Annotated in this window: 24 protein-coding genes and 1 pseudogene; 2 read left to right on the top strand and 23 right to left on the bottom strand. The window is 45.4% G+C overall.

Features of this window, described 5'->3' with window-relative positions; all coding sequences use genetic code 11:
* Positions 1–3 precede the first annotated feature (3 nt).
* From ONT18_RS10435 to tet(Q), 3 genes and pseudogenes are all read right to left on the bottom strand, one after another.
* Positions 4–1,119 carry an efflux RND transporter periplasmic adaptor subunit gene (locus ONT18_RS10435; protein ID WP_144154368.1) on the bottom strand — a complete coding sequence of 372 codons (1,116 nt, stop codon included), beginning with the start codon at positions 1,117–1,119 and terminating at the stop codon, positions 4–6.
* A gap of 185 nt (positions 1,120–1,304) precedes the next feature.
* A pseudogene (locus tag ONT18_RS10430) lies at positions 1,305–1,475 on the bottom strand (two component system sensor kinase); the annotation flags it as partial.
* The gene (gene tet(Q), locus ONT18_RS10425; protein WP_264905421.1) at positions 1,475–3,400 is read right to left on the bottom strand and encodes a tetracycline resistance ribosomal protection protein Tet(Q); all 1,926 of its coding nucleotides are present in this window, start codon (positions 3,398–3,400) and stop codon (positions 1,475–1,477) included. The gene tet(Q) and the pseudogene ONT18_RS10430, both read right to left, overlap by 1 nt.
* A 95-nt stretch (positions 3,401–3,495) precedes the next feature.
* Between tet(Q) and ONT18_RS10420 the strand changes: the two genes are divergently transcribed.
* Positions 3,496–3,912 (top strand): helix-turn-helix domain-containing protein, encoded by a 417-nt coding sequence (locus ONT18_RS10420; protein WP_106812837.1) that lies wholly within the window; start codon positions 3,496–3,498, stop codon positions 3,910–3,912.
* Positions 3,888–4,505, top strand: coding sequence for an IS630 family transposase (locus tag ONT18_RS10415; RefSeq protein ID WP_106812727.1), 618 nt, complete (start codon positions 3,888–3,890; stop codon positions 4,503–4,505). Before ONT18_RS10420 ends, ONT18_RS10415 begins: the two co-directional genes overlap by 25 nt.
* Positions 4,506–4,573: 68 nt before the next feature.
* Here the strand turns inward: ONT18_RS10415 and ONT18_RS10410 are convergent, their stop codons facing one another.
* From ONT18_RS10410 to ONT18_RS10315, 20 genes are all read right to left on the bottom strand, one after another.
* Positions 4,574–5,305 (bottom strand): UpxY family transcription antiterminator, encoded by a 732-nt coding sequence (locus tag ONT18_RS10410; protein WP_264905419.1) that lies wholly within the window; start codon positions 5,303–5,305, stop codon positions 4,574–4,576.
* Positions 5,306–6,042: 737 nt separating this feature from the next.
* Positions 6,043–6,585, bottom strand: a complete 543-nt coding sequence (locus tag ONT18_RS10405; protein WP_149952459.1) for a glycoside hydrolase family protein — start codon at positions 6,583–6,585, stop codon at positions 6,043–6,045.
* 36 nt (positions 6,586–6,621) lie between these two features.
* Positions 6,622–8,805, bottom strand: a complete 2,184-nt coding sequence (locus ONT18_RS10400; RefSeq protein WP_264905416.1) for a type IV secretory system conjugative DNA transfer family protein — start codon at positions 8,803–8,805, stop codon at positions 6,622–6,624.
* A 12-nt stretch (positions 8,806–8,817) separates the two neighbouring features.
* Complete coding sequence (traN, locus tag ONT18_RS10395; RefSeq protein WP_264905414.1) at positions 8,818–9,684, bottom strand: conjugative transposon protein TraN; 867 nt, start codon at positions 9,682–9,684, stop codon at positions 8,818–8,820.
* A 34-nt stretch (positions 9,685–9,718) separates the two neighbouring features.
* Positions 9,719–10,894: a conjugative transposon protein TraM gene (gene traM, locus ONT18_RS10390; RefSeq protein ID WP_264905412.1), complete on the bottom strand. Its 1,176-nt coding sequence runs from the start codon at positions 10,892–10,894 to the stop codon at positions 9,719–9,721.
* A gap of 2 nt (positions 10,895–10,896) precedes the next feature.
* Positions 10,897–11,283: a hypothetical protein gene (locus ONT18_RS10385; RefSeq protein WP_264905410.1), complete on the bottom strand. Its 387-nt coding sequence runs from the start codon at positions 11,281–11,283 to the stop codon at positions 10,897–10,899.
* 44 nt (positions 11,284–11,327) lie between these two features.
* A complete protein-coding gene (traK, locus tag ONT18_RS10380) occupies positions 11,328–11,942 on the bottom strand; it encodes a conjugative transposon protein TraK (RefSeq protein ID WP_010537146.1) in 615 nt (204 codons plus the stop codon).
* Between the two features lie 47 nt (positions 11,943–11,989).
* Positions 11,990–13,126 carry a hypothetical protein gene (locus ONT18_RS10375; protein WP_264905408.1) on the bottom strand — a complete coding sequence of 379 codons (1,137 nt, stop codon included), beginning with the start codon at positions 13,124–13,126 and terminating at the stop codon, positions 11,990–11,992.
* Between the two features lie 6 nt (positions 13,127–13,132).
* Positions 13,133–13,918, bottom strand: a complete 786-nt coding sequence (locus tag ONT18_RS10370) for a DUF5045 domain-containing protein (protein ID WP_437183398.1) — start codon at positions 13,916–13,918, stop codon at positions 13,133–13,135.
* Between the two features lie 43 nt (positions 13,919–13,961).
* Positions 13,962–14,690 (bottom strand): hypothetical protein, encoded by a 729-nt coding sequence (locus ONT18_RS10365; RefSeq protein ID WP_301331945.1) that lies wholly within the window; start codon positions 14,688–14,690, stop codon positions 13,962–13,964.
* A 61-nt stretch (positions 14,691–14,751) separates the two neighbouring features.
* Positions 14,752–17,313: a hypothetical protein gene (locus ONT18_RS10360; protein WP_264905406.1), complete on the bottom strand. Its 2,562-nt coding sequence runs from the start codon at positions 17,311–17,313 to the stop codon at positions 14,752–14,754.
* A 6-nt stretch (positions 17,314–17,319) separates the two neighbouring features.
* A complete protein-coding gene (locus ONT18_RS10355) occupies positions 17,320–19,878 on the bottom strand; it encodes a TraG family conjugative transposon ATPase (RefSeq protein WP_258982431.1) in 2,559 nt (852 codons plus the stop codon).
* 6 nt (positions 19,879–19,884) lie between these two features.
* A complete protein-coding gene (locus ONT18_RS10350) occupies positions 19,885–20,202 on the bottom strand; it encodes a hypothetical protein (protein ID WP_141565415.1) in 318 nt (105 codons plus the stop codon).
* Positions 20,203–20,352: 150 nt separating this feature from the next.
* Positions 20,353–20,655: a DUF4133 domain-containing protein gene (locus tag ONT18_RS10345; RefSeq protein WP_118312534.1), complete on the bottom strand. Its 303-nt coding sequence runs from the start codon at positions 20,653–20,655 to the stop codon at positions 20,353–20,355.
* A gap of 51 nt (positions 20,656–20,706) precedes the next feature.
* Positions 20,707–21,084 carry a DUF4134 domain-containing protein gene (locus ONT18_RS10340; protein WP_094881035.1) on the bottom strand — a complete coding sequence of 126 codons (378 nt, stop codon included), beginning with the start codon at positions 21,082–21,084 and terminating at the stop codon, positions 20,707–20,709.
* Positions 21,085–21,188: 104 nt separating this feature from the next.
* Complete coding sequence (locus ONT18_RS10335; RefSeq protein ID WP_118312535.1) at positions 21,189–21,527, bottom strand: DUF4134 domain-containing protein; 339 nt, start codon at positions 21,525–21,527, stop codon at positions 21,189–21,191.
* Positions 21,517–22,053 carry a hypothetical protein gene (locus ONT18_RS10330; RefSeq protein ID WP_118312536.1) on the bottom strand — a complete coding sequence of 179 codons (537 nt, stop codon included), beginning with the start codon at positions 22,051–22,053 and terminating at the stop codon, positions 21,517–21,519. Before ONT18_RS10330 ends, ONT18_RS10335 begins: the two co-directional genes overlap by 11 nt.
* A 265-nt stretch (positions 22,054–22,318) precedes the next feature.
* Positions 22,319–23,173, bottom strand: a complete 855-nt coding sequence (locus tag ONT18_RS10325; RefSeq protein WP_264905398.1) for a nucleotidyl transferase AbiEii/AbiGii toxin family protein — start codon at positions 23,171–23,173, stop codon at positions 22,319–22,321.
* A 10-nt stretch (positions 23,174–23,183) separates the two neighbouring features.
* The gene (locus tag ONT18_RS10320) at positions 23,184–23,768 is read right to left on the bottom strand and encodes a type IV toxin-antitoxin system AbiEi family antitoxin domain-containing protein (RefSeq protein WP_264905396.1); all 585 of its coding nucleotides are present in this window, start codon (positions 23,766–23,768) and stop codon (positions 23,184–23,186) included.
* Between the two features lie 130 nt (positions 23,769–23,898).
* A complete protein-coding gene (locus ONT18_RS10315) occupies positions 23,899–24,807 on the bottom strand; it encodes a toprim domain-containing protein (RefSeq protein ID WP_264905394.1) in 909 nt (302 codons plus the stop codon).
* Positions 24,808–24,837: the final 30 nt, after the last annotated feature.

The raw sequence follows: 24,837 nt of genomic DNA, 5'->3' as shown, positions 1-24,837 counted from the left end.
ATCTTATTTGTTTATAGCCATTCCTTCCTGCACAAGTCCTGCTCCGTCGGCAACAATCTCGTCGCCTGGCTTCAGTCCCGAAAGCACTATGTAGGTGCGGCCGTCGTTATAAGGCGCAACACTCACGGCTGTGGAGACGGCCTTTCCGCTCACGACCCGGTAGACAATGAGCTTGTCCTGCAAAGTGACGGTGGCCGACTGGGGAATGACAATCACTCCGTTATACTTGTTTTTCATCACCACATTGCCCGTGGCGCCACTGTGAAGCAGGCGTCCGGGGTTGGCAAAATCGGCGCGAAGCGACACGCTTCCCGTGCTTTTGTTGATTACTCCGCTGATGCTCGACACCTTGCCTTGCCTGACATACATGCCTCCGTCGCTCAGCATCAAGCCCACGCTGTCCATCAAACTGACCGCCTTTGCCATGGAACCGTATTTGCGCAGCAGTCCCAAGAGTTGGTTTTCGTCCATGGAGAAGTAGACATACATCTCGGAATTGTCCGACACGGTGGTGAGAGGCTGCGTGATTTCAGGCCCCACCAAGGCTCCTTGGCGGAACGGCAGCACGCCAACAACGCCGTTGCCGGGACTCCTCACAACGGTGTAAGACAGATTGTTGCGGGCACTTGCCTCTGAAGCGCGCGCCAAACTCACCTGAGCCTGAGCGTCGAGCCATGAGTTGTAAGCTAACAGAAGGTCGTGTTTCGACACGACCTTTTGGTCAAACAGGCGCTTGCGACTCTCGTAATTGAGCCGGGCAGTGGCCGAACTCGCCATAGCGGCGCGCACTTGGGCCGAAGCCTGAGCCAAAGCGGCGCGGAAAGGCACCGGGTCGATAACGAACAACGCCTGCCCGCGCTTCACCTCCTGACCTTCGCTCACGTTCACCGACACTATCTTGCCCTGCACTTGGGGGCGTATCTCAATGTCCTGCCGGCCCTGAATGGATGCAGGGAAGAGCTGCGACACCTCGGTGTCGGAACGCTTCACCACCATGGTTTTCCACTGTTTGCCGCCGTTATTGCCGTTTTCTCCGTTCTGGGCGGAATCTCCTTTGCCGCCGCATCCCACAAGAACGGCGGCGCAAAGAGCCGACAACAGAATAAAAGTCTGCTTCATTTTCACTATTTTCCTTTTTTGTTTTTTCCGAATACTTGTGCCTCCCAAGTTTCGTCTGCCATAATTCTGCGCCACAACACTTGTTTGCCGACAGCAGAAAGCATGCCCACAAGACTTTCGCCGCCACAATAAGACTGTGCCGAAAGCACGAAACCGAGGCTCTGTTTGTTGAAATATTGTGCAAAGTTACGCCTTTTTATCTCTTTTCGGAACTCGTCTATTTTTTTATTGTCAAGTTCTAATGCTTCTATCTCCTGCCATTCATAGAAGCTATTATATGCTATACATCCGATAAGAACGGAGATAAGTATATACCCCAACCGTATTGTCTTATAGAAATTCCTGGATCGTTCCATTATTTTGATGATACTGATTTTTCAAACATGAATAAAAGTTTATCCTTTTCTTCCATACGGATATTATCAGAATAACCGCCTTTTGTTATTTGATACCCACACGGCTTAACCATAAAAATGCCTAAGCCCTTAGTGTACGAACTTACTTCTGAGGCATAGTCTTTACTTGTATTTAATGGAACTTTCCCTTTAATATGACACCACTCATTATTACAACTGATGTCTTCAATCTCAGACATCAGTTTTTGCAAATCTGTAATAGCTTTGGAACTCGCTACTTGGGGTATCTGCAACTCAAAACAGAGCATCGGTTCGAGAATGTCCACACCTGACTGTTGCAAAGCCAGCCTGAAGACATAAGGGGTCAGCTGTCTGAAATCAGCAGGTGTACTTACCGGGCTATAATACTCGGCTTGAGTAAAAGTTACTTTCAGATCTGTCACTTCCCATCCATGTAAACCAGATTGGCAAGACATACGAATCCCTTCAAAAACGGCATTTTGAAAAGAATGGTTCAGATAACCATAGGAGATGTCACTTTCGATTTGCAACCCTGCCCCTAACGGTAAGGGTTCAAGAGTCAGCCCTATTGTGGCCCAGTAAGGGTTGGGTGGTACTTCGATCTGAATAATCTTATTGACCTTTTTTATAGGTCGTTCTTTGTAGATAGTCTTGATCTCATCAAAATGGACCTTTACGGAAAATCGTTCTTCCAGCAATGTCTGTATGATTTCCTTTTGGGTCAAACCATATAACGAGATTTCCAATTCATCACTATATGAGTTTATGGAAAAGGACAAAGACGGGTCTTCAATCCACAATGTATTCAGAGCGGATATCACCTTGCTTCTCTCTTCGGGCTTATTTGGCCGGACGGAGGATTTGAGAGCGGGATGCTGATGAGATAATCCTTGAATCAAACAAGGTTTAGCACCTAAATAATCTCCGATTCGAAAATCTTCTATATCTTCTACAATCGCGATATCATTGGCACCCACTTCATCAACATTTATCTCTCTGCCCTGATAAATAGTCTTTAGATTTTTAATCTTGATGAATTTTTCCGAATCGTTGATTCTTACAACGTCTCGAAGTCTCAGACTTCCGTCAATTATTTTAAGAAAACTTCTTTTATGCCCTTTGGGGTCATGCTCTATCTTATAGAGATAAGCTGAAAGTCTGTTTGAGACTGATGCCGGAGGAAGTATAAAAGAAGAAATGGCGTCCAACAACTCATTGATACCGATATTGAACATTGCTGATCCATGTAGCACCGGATAGACTTTGGCTTTTGCCACAAGAGCGATTATCGTATTCCAATAATCAGCCGGTGAAATTTCGCTATCCGCCAAATATCGTTCTAATATATCGTCGTCATGGTTGCATACAAATTCTTTGTATTCTTCCTTTATATATGTTTGGGAGCAAACCGGATAAACCGATCCATCGACAACAGTTTGCATAAACAGGACATCTTGCGACAGATTTGTTTTTATATCCATATACAAACGCTCCAAATTCACACCGGCACGGTCAATCTTATTGATAAATATAATTGTCGGGATTTGCAGCTTTTGTAAAGTACTGAACAGCAACTTTGTCTGCGCTTGTATGCCTTCCTTTGCGGATAAGATGAGGACTGCTCCATCAAGCATTTTGAATGTCCGCTCCACTTCCGCAATAAAATCCATGTGTCCCGGAGTGTCAATGATATTGCATTTCACTCCATTCCAGATAATAGATGTCGTAGAAGCCCGGACAGTAATTCCTCTACGTTTCTCTATATCCATAGAGTCCGTTATGGTGTCACCATTATCCACACGGCCGCACTTTTCCGTTGCTCCACTGGCAAACAGCAGATTCTCGGTTACGGAAGTTTTTCCTGCATCAATGTGAGCAAGAATTCCTAAATTTATAATATTCATTTGGATTAAGCAATAATATAAGTAAGTGATCTAAATTATTTATATATATCAGTACTAATATGGTTCATTTTCCGTTTTATAGAAAAAGTAGAATTATGAAACCAATAAAAGTACTTGAATTATCAGAGGTTGATCGCCTCAAATTAGAGAAAGGCTATCATAATGGCCCTACTCATAGTTTTCGTATCAGATGCAAATCCATATTGCTGAAGTCAGAAGGTAAATCAGCTCCCAAAATAGCAGAAATGCTTGAGGTGACTGTACCTACTGTCTACGCATGGGTAAAACGTTATGAAGAAAATGGCATCAAAGGCTTGGAGACACGTCCTGGTCAGGGTCGAAAGCCTATTATGGATTGTTCTGATGAAGAAGCAGTCCGCAAGGCAATTGAGGAAGACCGTCAAAGCGTGTCTAAAGCACGTGAGGCATGGCAGAATGCGACTGGCAAAGAAGCCAGTGACATTACCTTCAAACGTTTTTTAGAAACATTGGTGCAAGATATAAGCGTATAAGAAAACGCCCAAGGGGCAAACCCTCACCGCAGCTCTACGCATACAAGAAAGAGAAGTTGCAAGAACTTGAAGAACTTGATTCCAAAGGGGAACTTGTGCTATATTATGCCGACGAAAGCCATGTCTGTACAAATGGATATGTTCCATATGGCTGGCAATTCAAGAATGAGGATGTTTACATCCCATCCGAGAAAGCTGCCCGGCTTAATATCTTTGGTATGATTACCAAAAGGAACCAATATAAAGGCTTTACCACAAAAGAGTCCATCAACGCAGACAAGATTGTGGACTATCTTGACAGATTCTCTTTCAATGTCACGAAGAAGACTGTAATTGTCTTGGACAATGCTTCTGTTCATAGAAATCGGAAGGTGAAAGAACTGAGGAAAATTTGGGAGAATAGAGGATTGTTCCTCGTCTATCTTCCACCTTATTCTCCAGAACTTAATCCTGCCGAGATTCTTTGGCGTATACTTAAGGGCAAATGGATAAGACCGATAGATTACGAGACTACGGACTCGCTTTTCTATTGTACGAACAGGGCCTTGGCCTCTGTGGGTACGAACTTATTCGTGAATTATTCATATTTGTAAAATTAATTTTGAACAGTTACTTATTGTTTTTCTGTTTTATGAGTTTTTGGCTATTTGTATAACCCATCTTAAATGATTTTCTCTAAAAACGCACTCGGCACATACGCTGTCACCACCGTTACCAGTTCTTCCAGCACAACAGCCACTCTCTGTTGTCCTTGCCATCTTGCAACTCTGCCTACCACTCCTTTGAATGCTCCGTCTATTACTCTCACCATCTGTCCTTGCTTGAACTTTGGCACTTCGGCTAATGACACGATTGTATTATCCGCATCGGCAGCACAGATGATTTTGAGACTTTCCATCTGATAGTCTGGAACTATCATAGGAACCTTCTCTATTCTGCGCCCAACGTGGACGTGACGATAGTAAAAACGAAGGAATGGGAGATTTACGTTGTCGTAAACAAAGGTTTTGAGTTGTTCTTCGGTACCGTAGGCGAAGAAGATGTTGGGTAAACGTGACTCGATAACAATTTTGCGCTTACCTTTTATAAGTTTCACTACCTCGGTGGTAGGATAGAAAGCCGTGATGCCTTTGGCGGTCATATAGTCGTATGCTTTTTTCTCTCTACCATAGGTGGTGCGTAAAGCATACCAATGAGGAATTTCTTCCTCTTTTTGCACTTTAGGCTTACTTGCTATATGGGCATTTCTGGTGGACACCCCTGTTTGTGAACTCTCGGCGGAAACTGTGCTTTGAGCTTCGGGGAGGGCGTCGGAGGTAAGTCCAGCGCAAGGAGGGAATTCACCTCCTCCTGAGGTGTGTACATCTTCTGATGTCCATTCATCGACTTTCATATCGGTGCTAACTTTTTTCTAGACAGAAATCCGTTAAATTGCGACAAAAAAAAGCGTGGAATCGTCCTGTTGTCTATTCCACGAACTGAGGCTCTTCCAACTGCCTATCAAAGTTGAACAGACAACGTCAGAGCCCACGCCGATATGAAAATCATTACCGTAAAGAGACCTATATAATACATTAGATTGCGTCCAAAAGGATACAATCTATGCTTACAGGTCTCCACGGGATTGATATAATCACACCCGGGACATCTACCGTTGGCTACGTTCAAGACTTTGATACTGATAGTTTTGGAAGATTTCAGTTCGCCTTAAACACAGCGTCGATAAACGCCTTCTATGTCTGGATTGCCTTCCCACCCAATGCCCGCTTTCGTATAGATATGTCATGGTTGACTTCACTACACTCAGCACGGCGTAGGCTGCCGACTCGGTTATCATGAAAGAACCCGTCTTACTGCGACAACTGCGGTCTGGCTATACAATCCGACTGCAAAAATACGAAAATTTATTGAGAAAAGACAAGAAATGGCAGAAAATATAAATACGACGTTGTAAATTTAAGACTATTTAAGCCGAATCGCTTTAATATCTCAGAAATTTTGTATAAACAAATGCTGTTCTTATGCAATCTTTGTAAGTTACGAGGCCAATATACTTGAAGTGCCGATGAAGTATAACTTCGACAGGCTATGAAGTGCTACTTCGATGGTTGATGAAGTATTATTTCGTTTTTATGGGATGTATAATAGTTGAAGTTCTGTCATTCTTCGCCTTTTGATGGACGGAATGCATTTGCCTCTCCATCTGCAAAAGTCAAGGTAATCTTTTTCTATGTCACGCAATCCTCGTTCAATCTTTTGCAGGAGACGGCTCTTCGGAAATCTTTTGTTCCCTAATATTTTGTAGGGTCCGACATTGTAGGCAAGTACGGCAAGGAGTAGTGAGTCCTTGCCATACTTGCGGAACATGGCGCATAACTTGGTAATGTCTGAACGCAACAGAGAATCGGCATGCTGATAGGTGAGGTTCTTGCTGAACTTCTCATGCGGCAAAATCCGATGTCCCCATCCGATATAGGGATAGTTGCGCTTAATATCGTGCCATCCCTCGTAATACTTGATGCAGCGCACCGCTCGTTCTAAGGGAGGTAATGCGAAGATGCCCAAGTCGGTTTGGCTTGGGCTATCTGTTGTGGGTGTCTTGTTCTGTGCCATGATATTCTGGCACAGCAGCAAGAGCGTTAGGAGAATGTATGTCTTTATCTTTTTTATCATGGACGTTGTTTTGGTTTTGGGGATGTCATTGTTTTGTCACTTGGCATTCTTCTTGTTGAATATCTCTGCTATCATGGCTTTCACGTCCTCACCAACTTGCACGAAGTTTTTATAGAGGATGCGCTCACGCTCATCACGGCTCTTGAAGGTGTAGAACTTGGGCAGTGGCATATACTCGCTTTCTTCTTTCTTGATGTCTGCCATATTGAAGTCGGTCTTGCAATAGAACTTACTGGTCTTGAACTCGTCGCTTTCCTGTATGTTCATACTGCCATTCATGCCGGTCTTGGTTGCCACAAAGTCTCTTGCGGTCTGTCCGCAGATCCATCCTGTCGGCATATCCGAAATTTTGGAGGCAGGGACAAGGCTGTCCATGTTCTCGTTCAGGTTAATACTTGTTTTGTCTCGGTCGATGGTCACACCTTTCTTCAGTTGCACCACTTTTCCGAAAATGTCGGAGGACAGCCATTCGAGCGTTTCCTTGCTTCGTGCCGAACCGCTCACCACATTGCCTACGGTGGTGATAATCTTCTGCATACCAACCTTGCCATAGTCGGCTTCCAACTGCGGCAACTCCTGAAAGCCCAGGGCTACGCTCACCTTGTTGCTTCGGGCTGTGCCTATCAGTCTGTCTATTTTGTGGAAGTAGAGGGTCGGCAACTCGTCCACGATGATGCTCACGGGGATGTTCTTGCCTTGTCCTGTGTTCACTCGTGTTACCAAGCGATTGAGAATAAGGGCGTTCAATGCTCCAATGATGCTCTCCATTTCTGGGTCATTGGCTATCAGCAGATAGCTCGGATTCTTCGGATCACTGACCTTCAGGTCGAAGTCATCGCCGTCCTTGTGGAATATCCAATAGCTTTCCTTGGTGGCAAGACGTGAGGTATAGACACGCAGTGTACCTATCATACCCTCCAACTGCTCCATTGCCTTGTTCTTCAAGGCGGTCTGGAACGGTCCCAATAAGGGTGCTACCTCATTGTCGGTCTCCAGCACATTGAAGATTGTCTGGTAACTTTCGTTCAAAAAACTAAGAATATGAGGCATATCGCTATACTTGCCCAACCAATAGGCTGGCTCCACTTCTTCTCCTGCATGGTTAAACACCTTACCGGTCGGCTTCATCTGCATGGTCTTCGGGTCAAGTACTTTCTCTGCTATCAGTATCTTACCATCCTTGTCGTATGGCTCTTTGCCATAGTTGATGAAGAAGTAGATACAGGCGGCGAGGAAGTTGACGGCTGAGGTCTGGAAGAACTGGTCGCTACCGCCACCGCCTTCCTTCTTTCCTTTTTGCAGGGATTCAAGTAATGTCTCTGCGGTCTCGCTCGCTGCTGCCAAGTTATTGATATACTTCTGCTGTATCGGGTTCACTCGCTTGGAGTATTCCACATCCACGAAGTTGATGATGTTGAACTTGCAGCCTTCTGGCAGTTTGCCCAACTTTTGGTTCTTCTTATAGTGGTAGTACAGTTTGGTTGCCAAGGTAGGGAACTTGTAGTCGTAAACGACCATGGCAAAGCCTTTTGCACTATGCTGTCGAATGAACGGCTCGATGATGGAGAATGTCTTACCGCTACCCGGTGTGCCCACTACCCAGGTGCCACGGAATGGGTTCACGATGTTCACCCATCCCTTGCGGAACTTGCCCTTATAGTAGTAGCGCATGGGTATATTCACGCTGTATTTGTTGTATTCCTCCTTTTGGCACTGCTCGAAACTCTCGTTCTCAAAGTTAAAGCGGTCTTTCATTAGTCCTTCCTTCAGAAACTTCGAGATGTTATCCAAGGCGATATGCACCAATACCGTTCCGATGATGGTTGCCACCATATATAGGATGATGTTTAATCTTAGGGCATAGAGACGAGTGTCCATTGCATAGCCGAAGAGCCACACGGACAATACCAGCAGCAGCACGCCACTCACCAGTGGGTACAGCACCTGCTTTCGGGCATCAAACTCCAGATGTTTCTTGTTTCTCGTGCCTACACAGGTGATGCACACCAACAGGAACGTCACCACCTTGCTATACACCAAGTTGCCGTCATGGTAGATGAACCACTGCTTGATGCGGTCGTGCAGGTCGCACACCACACCGCCAAAGCCGTCTATCGCCCTTGGGTCTATGGCATACTCAAAGAACTCCATCAACACGGATATGTAGATGACCGCCCTGAATATCTTGTAAAATCCTTGTAGCTCCTTGCTTTCTTCCATTGGATATGATTGCTATTTTAGAAAAATCGGATTGAATGAGTCGGCTGACAACACATCGCTATAGTTCACTTTCAATGAGATGGTGCGACCGCTGATTTGGTTCTCCGTCATTTCGATAGTTAATTGCTTGTCATTCGGGAATGTCATCTTCCGAATGACTATCACATTGCGGTAGCCATAGCGGAAACGCTTGGTCTGCTCCAACGTGAAGACTGGATGCAACTCTACCATCTGTGAGTTGGTTGCCTTTGTGGTCTTCTTGTCCGTCAGCTTTAATCGTATTTGGTCTATGTCAAACGGTATGTCTGTCTTGTTCTCCACCGAGAAGTCCAAGAAGAAATAGTCGCCCGATGAATATATGTTGTTCAGTCGCATCACCATTTTATGCGCTTTGGTCTTCACATTGTTCACATGGGCTTCCGAGCTCCAAATCTGACGAGCGTAACGAGCCATGTCCGTAGAGGACAATGTAACCGCAGGATTGTTATAGGCATTCTTCTCTATCTGTTGTATCTCCTTATCCGTCACTGCCTCTTGCAGTCTGGTGGTATAGAGTAGCGCATATTGGGTGCGATAGCGTTCCGTCACAATAGTTACGATGGCAAGCACTTCACCATCTTCATGCATTCCTTCCTTGGGTTTCAAACGCACAGTATTGTTGATGGGTTGGTCTCCTGCTATTTTGTCGGTGGATATATCCACAAAGCGGATGGGTTCGCTTGCCGTGATGACTGTAGTCACTTGCTCGTTCACGGTCAGCTGCTCCATCTCCTGGTAGGTGCAGGGCTGATAACTCTCCGCACAGGTCTGTTGTGCCATCATCGGTATGACACTTATTGCACACATTATCAGTGCGCCAATGGTCTTCTTGATATTCATATGGGTGTAATGTTTACTTTGTAGTGTTTAATGTTTACTTACTCTTAGTATCTTTCGAATTTATCAGATACACAAATGTTCCGTATTTCAACTTTACCTTGTTCTTTTTGATAGCCTTGCCTATGGCATTGCTTGTTTTCTGATAGGCATTCTGCATGGTCTGCATGCCCCACTGCGAAAAACGGCTGCCAGTATTGGTGGTGTTCATATCCACATTGCCGGTCACGGCTCCGCTTGCCACATCCTTGCTGGTCTCTCTAAACTGGCTGCTTGGCACATACAAGCCTTCCATGCCGTCTGTGTCATAGAGTGATAGGTTGATTTTCACTATTTCGTCATCCACCAACACACTTTTCACCGTGCCTTTCACTCGTTGTGAACTGAAACCGCTCATGGTGGCATACAGGTATGCGCCTTTCTTCACTATCATCTCACCGATTTCCACATCATCAAGCAATCGCAAGCGCACACGGCTTCCATCCACGGCTTTCACAGTTTCGTCAATGATAGCCTTTATCAGTGTCGGCTCTTTCTCGTTCACCGCCAATGTGTTGAAGTAATCAGATGATGTCTTCACCTTTTTAACCACTTCACTTGGCTTATCATTCTCGTCAGCTTCCTTTCGGGCATTTTCATTCACCTTGATTTTGCCCTCAATGTTGATACCGCCCTTGGCTGTAGCTGTTGTTTCATCGGATGCTGTTGCTGAAGACGATGAGTTCTGTTGCGTAGCTTGCTGTCCCTTCAGTCTTGCTTCGGCAAGTGCCTTGTTCAGCTCAGCCAACGCCTCATTCTCTCTTTGTCGCTCATGGGTTTCTTGTGCTTCTCTCTGTTTTTCCATTTCTGCTTGCCTCTTGGCTTCGGCATCCAACTGTTGCAGTTCTGCATCCGAATACTTGCTTTGGTATTCTTCTTTTTCTTGCTCATTGTCTCGGTCTATATTTTCCACGGCACTATGGTCTTCTATCTTGCCGTAGGCGTTCAACATGTTCTCATACTTGCCTCCAATACCGTCACCGCCCTTGATATGAGCTTGTGGAAGGTTCGGATTCAGATATTCCGTGGTCTGCATATTGGCATCCTTTTTCTCCGCCACCTTGGTATCAAAGAGGTCGAAGATAAAGTAGGAGGCACCGAGCAGTGGAAGATAGACAATCGCAGGTAGCATGTACTTGGGTTGTCTGAAATTGATTCTTTCTGTCAGCTTCATCGTTATTTGTCTTTATGAGGATGGTGTGCATCCTCATTGGTCCTTACTATGTTCTTTGCATTCCCCATATTCTGATGGCGAGCCTTTATCAGCGAGTCCTGTCTCTCCGTGGCGGTGCGTCGCTCTCCCTGATAGTGATAAGCTCTTGCCATGCGATAGATGTTGAAACTGAAGCTCACACCCACAAAACCGAACACGATGACCAGGAACATTGTCTTATGCAAGTCGGCAAATTTCTGCACCTTGGCTGCAGCCTTGTCGATTCTGCACATCCTGGCAAACTTTCTTCCAGCTCTCACGTCTCGCTCATAGCGTTCCTTGTATTTTGGGTCGTCCTTGTCGGGCATCTTCTCCCCAATGAGCATCTGCTTAAATCCTTTTGTGTTCATCGTTATTTCTTTTTTTACCTTTTTACTTCTTTACCCTTTTACCTTCAATAGTTGCTCTTCGTCTTCTGGTCAATATCCTTGTTGAGCAAGGTTCGCCAGTTCACTATCAGCAATCCATGTGGGTTGTTGTCAGTTCTCGGCACTCGTTTCAACTGTCCTGCCGTCACCAGTTCACGGGTCAGCACATTGGTTCTACGCTCAATGCGCTGTCTGCCGTAGTAGGTGAACTCCATCTTCTCCTTGTTGAACTTGATACTGTCACAGAAGATGCTGAACACGGCACTTGTTCCCATGATATTGGAGTAGAAACCCTTTTCTTTCAGCGTATTGTACTGCGCCAATCCTGTCTCATCCACCAGATACATGGCTTTCTCCATCGTGTATTTGATGTACTTGTCATCTGGTGCCAATGTGAAGAAATAATGATGGAACATCTCGATATGGCTCTTTGCTTCCACATCCAATGTCTCATCCATCGTCGTACGCTGTACCAGAATCGGCACGTTGCCGTCCAACACATAGATTTTGTTCTGTGCATCCACCACCATATTCTTCGCCGTCCAGATGCTACTGATACTTATCAGCACGCACCCAACCAGAAACAGGCTACAGATGATAGTCACCAACTTCACCTTATTCTCTAAATTCTTGATTACCATTGCTATAATCTTTTTTACCTTTTCACTCTTTTACTTTTTTACCTTTATCAGTGCATCACATGGGCAAGTGTCCCCTGTGCCGACATTTTGGCTTGCTGTGCCACACCCTCACCGAAGTTTCTGGTAGAGAATGCGGTATCGCCCTCTGGTATCATCCATGCCGCAAGGTCTGGAACCAAGTTCAGACACTTCAAAGCCACGATACTTGCTGCCATCAGATACCCTGCCGAGAAGAACGAGTTCTGCAAATATGCCGCCATCGTCTGCTCACTGGCGGTGATAGCCGTCAGGTTCTCCACCTGTATGCAGAGCACGATGTCGAAGAGCAATAGCACGTAGAAGCCCACGAAGTAGAGCATGGCTCCATAGAAATGCACGGTCAGATACCTTGTCAGCCACTTCGCCCAACTGCTTTCCCATTTCGGCAATAGCGAGAACGCCCATTGTATCGGTCCAAATATCGTCAGCATTCCCAACAGTATCTGTTGACAATAGATGGTGCTCCACCAACCGATACGGAAGACGATCAATGCTATCAGCATTACTATCTTGTCGATGTTCACTACGGCTCCTGCAGTCAGTGAGGTAAACCACAGCTTGGCTGCGTCCTTTTCCATGTTGGTCACTTCATCCACACCTGTCTGCTCCATGGTCGATTCCACCAGATTCGGGTCTGTTGTTCCCTTATGGGCAATGTCTGCCTGGGCTTGTACGTTGGTGTACATCGTGTCTCTGGTGTAGATGAGCTGCTGAACTTCCGTAAACTTGTCCTCTATCTGTGTGGCTTCCGCCTCATATAGGTCATGGGTATAACTTCCAATGGAGTTTGGTATGTAACTCAGAAAGTCCAGTACGCACCAATTGCTGCCACTGTTCGTCATGCCTGTATCGGCAGGTGGGTACCACCAACAGAGGATGATGCTTATCACCAGTGGCTTGAATAGTTTCATCACATCCAGTGGCTCATGCTTCACCATCATCTTGTAAGCCATATTCGCTGCCACCACGATGGAGAAGAGGGATGCGAGTGCCATACACATTTGGACGACCCACCAAAAAGGCCCATTCGAGCCTGTGAAAGTAGCGTCGCACAGGAACTCGTTGGTCTGAAAAATCACGTCATCAATCTCTTCTTCCAAGATGTTGATACCGAAGTCTGATAATATGCTGCTGTTGTCTGCCATAACTCCTTATCTATTTATTTTCAAATCATTGTCATCCTCGTTCGAACCGTTATTACTGCCAGAAGATGTGTTGTTTCTCACTGCCACTCCTGCCTCTCGCCATTTGCTGGATGCACTGCTGATGATACTTCGTTTGTTGGCGGTCTGGTAGTTGCCGTTTGCTGTCAACAATTCCTTGGTCTTGCTGGCATTCGAAATCTGCACCAGTTGCTTCACAAGTGTCTCGTTCTGTTTTGCCACATCTGCATAAATCTGTAGGTATATCTTCTTACGCTTGGCATTGGGCATATAGGCATCCTTGGTGGCTTTGATGGCTGTCTCATAGACATGATAGTATTCTGTCCAGCGTTGCTTGTCACCGATGGATCCGCCTACAGGCAGGATGCGGTCGATGTTCTTCTTGAAGGCATCCATCTTGCTGTTTATCTTGCTTCCTTCCACCTTCCATGCCAGATCCACCTGTCGGTCTGCCATATTCAACGCCTCAATCTCTGCTCTCTTGGTCAGGGCGGAGTCGATGGCTTCGGCATATTCCACTTGATTGAAGGCTCCGATTCCTGCCGTTGTACGAAAACCAAGTTTGTTCTTACTCGCAGCCGACTTCTTGTAACTGCTGTGCAGTAACTGATAGTACAATTCTGGTGACAGACTACCACTACCGATTTCCATCACCGTTATCTGGTTCTTTTTCGAACTGTCATGATTGTATGTTACACCACTTTGGGCATTGCCGCTGATAGCGACTCCCAACATCAACATGATGGTTCCTATTCTTGTTTTCTTTCTATCCATGCCTATACATTATTATATATGGAATTATAAATTCTTCGTTCTCTCAATATCCGAGTTTACCTGCCACTCGCCACCGACCGAAGGCATCTTCCAGTATTTGCTGCTTGCTTTTGGTTCGGTAAACCTTTTCTTTCCAATAGCCGATGCGCACTTGGATATATCGCCACGACTCAAAGTAGCTTTTGTTCAGATGCTTCTCTATGTTGTCAAGCGAGGTGTTGATGCTTTCCAACACCACAAGAAGGTCTGCCGTAGAACACGCTGCCGCTCCTGTGGCATACAGCACCAAGTCGCTCACGCTTTTGTAGAGGTATTCGCCTTCATTTGCGATATTCTCTATGGCTCGTCGGTTGATGCCTATCAGTATGGTATCGGCAAGCGAGATGCGCTTTCGTTTGATGACTTTTTTGTTGTAGTCATCCAACAGCTTCTTATAGTCCGATATTCTGTCGCTCACACCCTCGTAGGTGGAGTACACGTTCAAACTGGTTCGTAAACTTTGATATAGCACATCTATCACATCGAACGCTCTGGTGTACTTATCCAGGTCCACGTTCAGTTCCTTGTATGCCTTGGTCTCGTCCTTACTGTAACCGTGCAACAGTTTGTTGCTGTATTCCAAGGTGCTTCGTGCAAGCAACAGACTCCGCTGTTTCTTGTGGTCATTGATGTAGGCTTCTACGCTGGCAACATCAAATCCCCATTGGGCGAATGTTTTAGAGGGGAGGGCGAGGAGCAAGATAGCTACCAGCAATGTTCTCACAATATCCATTCGTCGCTTCTTGCTCACTGACCCTGCAACCCTCTCCGCTGCATCAGCCTTGTATTCTTTTCTATTTCTCATTTTCATTGTCTTCATCATTAAACTTGCCGTGATAATCATCTGAATGTTTGGTGTCGGCAGCTTTCCTTAACCAACGTTTCTTGCATTTCTCCACCAGTGTCAACCGTCGTCCTTCGTCAGCATTGATATGTGGAGCGATGTCCATCAGCACGTCGATGATGTTGCGCTTGTAGTGCATCATCTTCTCCAACGATACCAAGTCTGCGTATATCTTGGTGATTCTGCTGTCCACCTCTCTGGCTATCTCTAACCTATCGCTCGACCATAGCAGATGAAAGGTATCATCGGTGTTATTGTCATCGGCAGGTGCGCTCTTAGCATATTCGGTGGTTATCTTGCACGATGGATATTCCTGTGCGATTTCCGAGATGCGCTTGTTCACTTCGTCCGCCTTTTCCTGCTCGGTCTTGCTTGGGTCAAGCGTTATCACATCCACTACCGAGGTGTTGGTGTATTCCGATGTCAGTTCCCAACTGATTTGCAGGATTGCTCTGTGTATCTTGATGCCCAAGAAATATTTCGGCTTTCGGGCGATTTTCAATGTTGCCTTGAAGGTGATGATGCCGTTGATGTTGGGCATGGTGGCTTTTCGAATGTAAGTATAGCCGCTCCATGTTCCTTCCCCTTGCCAAGTCAGGTTGTAGGCACTCTTGCAGTCGTTCATAATGGCTGGTATGCGATAGTAGTCATCCGTCGCCACGTCATTGTCCTTTCCTGCCTCTGCCTTGGCTTCCTCTATTTCCCTTTGTTTCTGTTGCCATGTGGCAAGTTCTTTGTTCAGTTGTTCGATGGAAGCCTTGTTCTTGTTGTATTGCTCCCGATACTTGGCTGCATCTTCCACACTTGCATTGGCGATTTGCTTGACAAGTGACTTGTTCTCGGCTTCCAACTGACTGATTTGAGATTGCAGAGAGGCTATCTTGGCATTGGCTTCCTGCTCTTGTTTATACAAGTCCGAGAGGTCGAGGGTGTTTTCTGTCACCGATGTTGTCATGGCGCATTTCTTGCTGTGGTCATTCAGCGAACCGCCACAACTCTTGCATTTGTATTGTGTGGTGCCTTGCCCCAACTGCACACCGTCGCAGCATGTCACACTGATGGTCACGCTCTCGCATCCCTTCAGTTTGGCGGCATCGGTTGCCTGATAGTAGTTGCGTGCATCACTGCCTATATAATAGGTATAGCCTTCCTCGTTGTCATTCCATTCGCTCAACTGGGCTTGCAGTTGTGCCTTGAAGGTGTTCAAGTCCATCGAATAGGAGTCAAAGACTGCCTCATACACTTCTTCTGTTCTGTTCCAACTCTTGTACACCTGTATCTCGTAGGCGTATGCCTTCTGTTTCTGTCCTTTTTTCTTGCTACTGATGATGTAGCTGTTCAACAAATAGCTGATACTGTAGGTAAAGCCATCATTCTGGTTGTTGAGCTGTTGCACCCTTGTCCTTGACCATCCTGCATGATTCTCCGAGTTTTGCAGGATGGCTTCCTTTTGGCTATTGTTGGGATAGAAGTTGGCATCCTTGGTGTTGATTCTGTACCAGTGGTCGCCTTTCAAGATGCTGTTGTCATCGGTGGGCGGTACATAGTCGCACAGTTTTTCTCGTCCTTGGTCTCGTCGGGCGATATACCATCTTTGCGTGTAGTAGTTTCCTGCCGTCTCATCCAGATAGTCCGTCATCCATGAGGTGAGGTTATAGTTGGCAAGAGAGAAAAGTCCTGCCACGTTGTCCTTGCCTCCAATCATGCCCAAGAGGGTGTTGCCTACGCTCTTGTCGAGACTTTTGAACAGCGAGGAATAGTTATCCACAATGTCGATGGCTGCACTGAGCTTGCCTTGGAAAAGCTCGTTGAACTGGCTGCTCTGCAAAAGGTCATTGCCGATATTATTCATTCCTGCTCCTGCAAGGTTGGCTCCTGCCTTATACAGATTGTCGATGTCGGATTTCAGATTGTCCACTGTAAAATTGCCTGGCACCTTCGACAAATCGTCCAACATCTTCTTCCTATCCACGTTGCCAATCTCTGAAAGTTTCAGTATGGCAGCTATCTCCTGGTTGATTTGTAGAAAGGCGATGTCCGAGAATATGAGGGTGCTGTTTGTTACCACACTCTCAAACTGCATGCACAGGTTCTTGGTGTCGTCACATATCTTCATCAGATAGGTTCCCCAATACAGGGCAGCCTGTGGACTTTTCAGCATCATTCCTGCCACCGTCCATATCTTCGGCATGATTTTGCCCGACACCATGTTGTAGATACGGCGGTAATAGTAGTTCTCTGTGCTACTGTTCCAGATGCCCAACTCTGTCATTGCCTTGCGCTCCAAAAACTTGGAGGCATAGATACCGGCACTCGCCACTTCCGCAGCATTATAGTGTTTCAATATGTTCTGCACCTGTTCGTTATAGTATGCCTCTGCCACGGCTTCCGTTCCGTATGCAGCTGCCATAGCAGCCACCGTCTGCCTGTCATAGTTCACGCTGTAGTACTGTGCGTCAGCCTTTGCCAACACACAGACTATCAGCATTATGATGGATAGAAGTCGTTTCATCTTTGATTACTTTTTATTTTTGTTCCCTAAATTCAGTACTTTTCCTGCCTGATTTACCTTTTGAGCAAAGGCGAGGCTCTTACTGATACCGCTTGCATCCCAATCCCTGCAATAGGCTTCGATAGCTTGTTGGTGGTTGCATTTCAACACTCGCTTGTAGAGTTTTAATGCTTCCTTCTCCGCTCGTTCCGTGGTGTAGGTCATATAGCACTCATGCGGTTCTTCCACACCATACACATTGCTGGTCTGTCCTCGCCTGATAAAGACTTCACGGAAGAAACTGCGTCCTTCCTTGTTCTCCAAGCGGTTGATGGTGAATATCTTCTTGCAGTCCACATCGGTCAAACCGAGTATCGCCTTGATGGTGTCGAATCGTTCCTTGAACTTGCTCTGGTCGAGCAGCATCACCACATCCGAGTTGTTGATGATGGCTTCCTTCACTATCTCGCTGCCGATGATGTCCTGTATCTCCTGTGTCACCACACCCACGCTTGCCCAGAATTTTCTGGCGGTCTTATACAGATATTTTATGTATTCCGCCATCATGGGCGAGGCGATGGCTTTCCATGCCTCCTCGATGATGAGCATCTTTCGGTTCTTTTTAATGCGCATCTTCTGCAGGAACACGTCCATGATGATGAGTGTCACCAGTGGAAAGAGCAGTGGATCATCCTTGATACTGTCGATTTCGAAGACGATGAAGGTCTCATCAAACAGACTGCTGTCCATATTCTCATTCAGCGTCACATCATGGCTGCCTCCTTTATAGAAGTCCTTCAACAGATAGTTGTAGGATGACAGGTCTATGCCATGCAGACCGTTCTCCTCGCATATTTTCGGCAGTCGCTCAGTACTGAACTCATAGAAAGTGTTGAGACAGAGGTTGCTCACTCGCTTGGTGGTGAAATAGGCATCGTAATACTCGTTGATGACTTGTTCTATCAGTCTGTCTTCGGTCTTGCTTACTGTGCCTTGACTTCCTTTCCATATCAGCATCACCAGGTTCTTCAGGAATCCCAACTTCTCGATGTTCCATTCCTCTCGCTTGATTTTGAAAGGGTTCATCGTGATAGGATGTTCTTCTGTGTAGGATATGTATTTGCCTCCAAAGTATTCACATAGTCCCTCATACGAGTTTCCTGTATCTACCAACACGATGTCGGTGTCCTGCTCATGGGCTTGGCGCACCATGGAGTTTACATAAAAACTCTTGCCGCTTCCCGAAGGACCGAGGACAAAGAAGTTGCTGTTGTCGGTCAGCTTGTTTCGTCCCTCTTTTCCTGATATGTCGATGGCTACTGGTACTCCTTGGCGGTCGGTATAATAGACCTTGAAGGGTGTGTCCTCGCTATGCACAATCTTTTCCTTGTACATCAGGCAGGTGGCAGCATCGCCCAAGGTCAAGAATCGGTCGTAGTCGGCATTCATCCCATAGCAGTTGCCGGGGAAAGAGTTGACAAACAGCTCTAACTGGTTATAGGCTCGCTTCGAGATATGGATGCCCATCCTGCCAAAGGCATTCTCCAGATGGTTGGTACACTTTTGTATATCCGTGTCTGGCTTCACCGTCACTATCATATTATAGTGGGTATATACCAGCTGCTTGTTTTCTCTCGCTATCACCTCCTGCACTCGCTTGATGTCCTCCACGGCAATCAGATTGCTTGGGTTCGGCATGCTGGCATGGCGGTTCTTCTTTTTGTCGAGCAGGGCAAGCTCACGCTTCTGATTCGGCACAAAGATGATTTGGTTATACACCACACTCTCCACACCAGGAATGCTGTCCACCAATGCTACCAGATCCACTGGCATGCTGGTGTTGTTCACCTCGATGTTGGTAAACGGACGGATTTGTGTCGGCAAGTTGGCGCAATCCACATCCACAAGACTATATACCTTACAGCGTCTGTCACCCATACCTATCATCTCGTCATCCACCTTGAATCCTGTCATGCTCACCATCTTGTCACGGAAGTTCATGGCAAAGAAGCGGTCAACATACAGACTTGCTTCTTGTTTGTTCAGAAACTCCGACTTGATACCGGCATCCTTCAGTTGGTCTTGCACCTTTCTGATTTTTACCAGGAAATCTCGCCACTTTTTGTTGTCGAAGGACATCAGACGGCTCTTCTTGTTCTCCTGCGTAATGGTCAGATAGGTCATACTGTCCGTATGTTCTCTTCCGTTGAAATAGCGGAAGTAGGATTCGGAAAGGAACTCGTGTCCCTTGCCACTCTCATCCTTAAACTGCTTTCTGGTAAAGATGTCCTGCTTGTGCAGGGCATAGCCTTCACCCAGAGTCTGTGCGATGGCAGCAAACAAATTGGTGAACTCATAATAGCTGTCTATATTGGCAGAATATTTCTGCACTGGGTTCTCCATTCTCAGGATGGCAGAATACTCTCCAGTCTTTGTATAGAGCACACCGATACCGTCCGTGTCTTCCACGGAGAAGTAGATGTCCTGAAAGATTTTCTTCCGCTTGCCACCAGTACCAAAGGCATAGACCGATATGGCCATGCCAATGCAGATTGCCACGAAAAATAAGATTACATATAGTACCATATTCGTTTATTCTTCTGTTTCTTCGGATGATTGATGATTTTCTCCCATACTGGATGATTTGTTGTCATTCTCTTGATAAGAGGTATTGTAGCTTTCTTCGCCATAAAGGGTTGATACACTATCCTTTGCAGTGGAATCCATCCTGCTTGTTTGTGTTTCCACGGTCGCAGGATGTTCTTCTGCCTCTCTCGCCCAAGCAGCTCTTGCCTTGTCAGCACTCCTCATGGCATCCAATGTGGGTGGCTTGTAGGTCTTGTCCTTGCATGCGGTCAGCAATATGCCAGCCAATGCCATAATGATAATGTTCTTTGCTTTCATGCTCATAACCATTCTTTTATGTCAAAGATGCGATACTTTCGCTGAAACAAATAAAGGTAGACCCACACCCTTGGGGGAGAATGAGCCTACCAGTCGTTCACTTTCTACTTGTCATCCACATCTTGGTCATGTCGATACTTTTTTTGTTTCACATTTTTATATGCGCTTGCTGTAGGCATAGATAAACACTCCTTGGTCGTTCTTCTTGGTATGCAGTCCCTTCCGTTGCTTGAACATGATGAGACCTGCACCCGTAGTGATTGCCACGACCAACACTATCAGTCCTGCAATAATACCCATCAGACAGTAGGCGGCAATGAAGCCGATGATGGCTCCTCCTGCCGTGGCTGCTGCCCAATAGATATACCGCCCTTGTATTCCCATGAATTCAAGAGGCTTCTGGAGTCCCTTGAACAGTGGGTAATCGGGGTAGCGGATTTCCTGCTCTTCTCTTGCCATTCTTCACGTCGTTTCTCAATTACTGAATATGCACGGAATAACTCTCACTCGTTAGTTGGTCACACCGAAGAACAATGGCAATGCCTGTGCTGCTGCCACGAGGAAGATACATGCTCCTACAATCATCATGATCTTCTTCTTGACATCCTGCTCCTCATTGTTCATGGCGATGTAAACGCTGATGGCACCCACTACGGCAACAACACCTGCAATGGCATAACAGAGCTTGACCACAATAGGCACGTATTTGGCTATTTCCTCCGTCACAGTTGTCAAGGCAGTGGTTCCTGCTGTGTAGTCACCTGCCGAGTTTTGCGCCATGGCAATGCCACCGCCCACAAGGAGCATAAATGCCAATGTCTTCAAGCGTCCTGAAGAGAGAACGCTCTTGGCGGTCTTCTTCAAATAGTTCGTTGTTTTCTTAAACATTCTTTCTTGTTTTACTTGTTAATGATTCGTTTGGAAACACCTTATTATAATTATATAGAAAGGTGTTTTCGCTTTCACATGATATACTCTTCTGCAGTTGAGTCTTAAATCTGGTAGCCAAAGAATGCTGGGAACAGTATGGATGCACCTATCATAAACAGACTGGCTCCTATCAGCGTCAGTATGGACTTGGTAACTCCATCTTCCCCTGTGTTCATCTTGATGTATATCTGCAAAGCGGATATAATCACCATCACAGCAGCAACAGCGTATGTCAGATACAGCACATACAGCATCATCGTCACCACATAGTCGTGCATCCCTGCCAGTGCGTCTGCTCCCCAGCTATAGTCCACATTACCGCATTTGGCTGATGCTGACAGGGGGAGCAGCGCAAAGACAAAGGAACTTACTACATTCTTTATGATATGGCTAAATTTCATCCTTGACTGGTATTGTTTTGATGTTTGGTTGTCCTGGCTTTGTCTCGCCTTGTTTCAATAGGCTCTCCGTGAAGTCGTCCTGCCATAGTCCGTCTATCCATATGGGAGAAGTGGACTCCATCTGCCCATCCATCTTTTCCTGCAACGACTCGGCTGCGTTCTTCGGCTTCTGTTGGTTGACATCATTTCCTTCGTCTTCATCAACATCATCTTCTCTGCCGGAAGAATCCGTTTCTGGAGAATAACCACTCATTCCGTTGTTCTCTGTTCCCATACCATAGCCCTCATCGTATGATGTGCCGTCTTGGAAACTCGTGTCGTATTGCTTGTCGGCAACGCTAAAGCCACCATCGCTTTCATTGACGGCTACTGCGGCTTCCTCTTCCGTTATGTTGCTGATGTCAAACATTTCCTCGTTGCTCTTGGCTTCTTCCTTCTTACCATACAGGTCTCTGGTTATCATCACCGCATAGTAGATGGCGTATGCAATGGTAAGGCTGATTGCGAATATCAAAAATGGACTCATATAATACTTTGTTTTATTGATGATTTATACTCTATGCAGTGGCAAAAGTGCCAGTTGCGAGTGCAAAGTAAAGAGTAAAATCCGACATAAAAGAATTTTGTAAAGTATGGCCATCAAAATTTAAGATATATTCAAATTATAATTATATTTCATACTCTCAATCATACTTTAATCAGCTTTTTCTGTTAGTTTTCGCATGTTTGGGAAAAGGGCATAAAAAAAGCCCTCCGAATGGGAGAGCTTGATAAGGTATATCGTAATACCTTTATTTTTCCATGTATTGTTTCAGTTCCTGTGTGATATATGTCCAAACTTCTTGGAAGGTTAGTGGCTCCTTGAATTTGATTTTCTTCAAATAACTATTCCACATAATATTTCGTTTGGCATCTGTCGCAAAAGAATCCTCGAAAAGGCTATATTCCGTAGAGATGGCGGTGCCTCTATTCTCAAACGTGGTTGTGATGGCTTCTTGCAATGTGTTCAAGTCAATATTTCCTGCTTTTAGTATTCTGTACACATCAAAGAAGTCTTTCATGCGGCTGTTCTCTGTCGCATGGTCTATCATTGCCTGATACTTTTCTGCCACCACGGTTTCTAAAGAGTAAGCCAAGATGTCAACTTCTGGTAATGTGTCCAGCAACACCGGATAAGAAAGGTCAACGGGTGCAGGAGTTATGATGTCGCCAAAGCCTACATCCATGGAAATAACTTGGCTTGCCGTGTCAAGTCCTACCTTGACATGCACTCGCACACCATTATATTCTTTTTTGAGAGTGATTTCTTCTACGCTAATGCTGTCCTTTTCAAAGACAACACCGTCTTCCAGACATTCTATGTCGCATAAATTTCTGAATGTCTCCTTGATATTGTCCAACTCACGGCTAATCTGTTGACCAAGGAAATCTATGTCCAATGTTGGTCTTGCTTTCAAATGCTCATGGGCATACAGTAATGCACCACCTTTCAATATAAAGCGTTCTTTGTATGGACTTACCGACAGACGGTACAACAGACGCTCCTGAAAGTATCGTGTCAATATCGATTGGTAGAAGACATTCTCTTCTTTCGATATATTAAGCAGTTTCGCTCTTACCGAGCGAGCATAATTCTTCGTTGTCATATTTATTATTTTATAGTTCCATTTGTAGATATGTTCCCAATGTTTTGGCAACTCTCAATTGTGAGGCATATTTCATCAGTTTGCTGACATTACGATCTCTGCGTTTCAGATATTCCTTTATAATCTCCGTACAGACATCTATGCCGATTTTGTTTCTATACTTTACTGCATCACAGACACATTTCTCCACGTCATATATCCTCACCTTGAAACCCTCAATCTCTGTATTCGTAATTCCAAGGTTAAAGGCGGTATCACTCCAATGGCATAGTGTAATTGGGGGATAATCTGGAAGGGTGATTTTTCGGCCTCTTTTTATTGCAAGACAATATTCTTGTGGTACCTGTGTAGTCAACTGATAATGTGACCAAGCGGAATACAGACACAACACACCACCAGGAACAACCTTTTCCACATCAAGCATTTGACTTGCCAAATGGTCATCGGTTGCATACACACCTCTTTTTATTCTGGTGAGTTCGCCATTCTTGGCGGCTTGCAATACTTTATAGTATGCAGCTCTTCCTGCCATATCTTTTGCAGAGATGTAGCCTTCAGATTTTTGATTTGTCATACGCTTTTCCATGATTTGCATCTTTAATTCTGTACAAAGTTACTACATATTTTCAAAAGTGTAGTATGTTTGTACGGAAATCTACGCAAAAATCACGCAAAATATAGTTTTCTACGGAGAATATTGACTTTCTCCGTAGAAAATTATCGTTTTATACATCCTCTTTATGCGGAATAATGGATTTTCTGCCGATAAGATAATCATTGACATCCTTGTATTCTGCATATCTTATGGATTCGTTGATTGCCCTGTTTTGATAACGGCCCATGATTGTATGGGCAGCCACCGTTCCTGCTTGGTCATTATCAAGATAACAATGGATAACAGTGTAACACGCCAATCGTTCCATGCATTTCCCAAGGCTACTGATGGAGTTCAGTACAATATAATCACATGGTTCTTGTATGCAAATCACATTGTCGCCTCGCTTTTCCAAAGTCTTGTACGAAAGAAAGTCCATAAACCCCTCGAAGATGCAGCATCTGTCCTGCACTCCAACTTGCTGTGAATGTATCAAGGATATGTCTTTCTCGCCCAAACAACCTTTATAATATGGGTTACGCAGCTCATAACCATCCCTGTTATTTGGAAAGGCTATACCAAAATACCGCTTGCCTTTAAACGTGTACCAGATCTCCTTGCAATAGCGTTTACCTATGTCCGCATCCACATGGCGTGAACGCAGATACGACATAAGCACAGGGTAGGACAAATCTTGGATATGTACCTTGTCCATCTTGTCTGTCTCTACTTGTGTCGGTATGGGAGATTTTGCCTTTGTGGACTTTGGGTTGTTCATGTCCGCTGCTATATGCTGCAATGCAGCACCCACATCATCCGTATTGTAGAGAAGTTGGGCAAGAGCAATGATGTTGCCACCCTTGCCAATAGCAAAGTCATACCATTGGTTTCGGCTGAAGTTCACCTTGAACGATGGCTTTGTCTCCGCATGCAATGGCGACAGATAATAAGATGTGGACTTGCTGCATCGTTTGGGCTGATGTCCCAATGCGCTCAGATAGTCCGTAAGTTTGATTTCCTTTGCTTGTTGTATGTTCATCTTTCATTCATTTTTTTGTTCATTCGTGCG

Source organism: Segatella copri, from assembly GCF_026015295.1.
GTDB lineage: Bacteria > Bacteroidota > Bacteroidia > Bacteroidales > Bacteroidaceae > Prevotella > Prevotella copri_C.
This window is presented reverse-complemented; position numbering and strand designations above follow the sequence as displayed.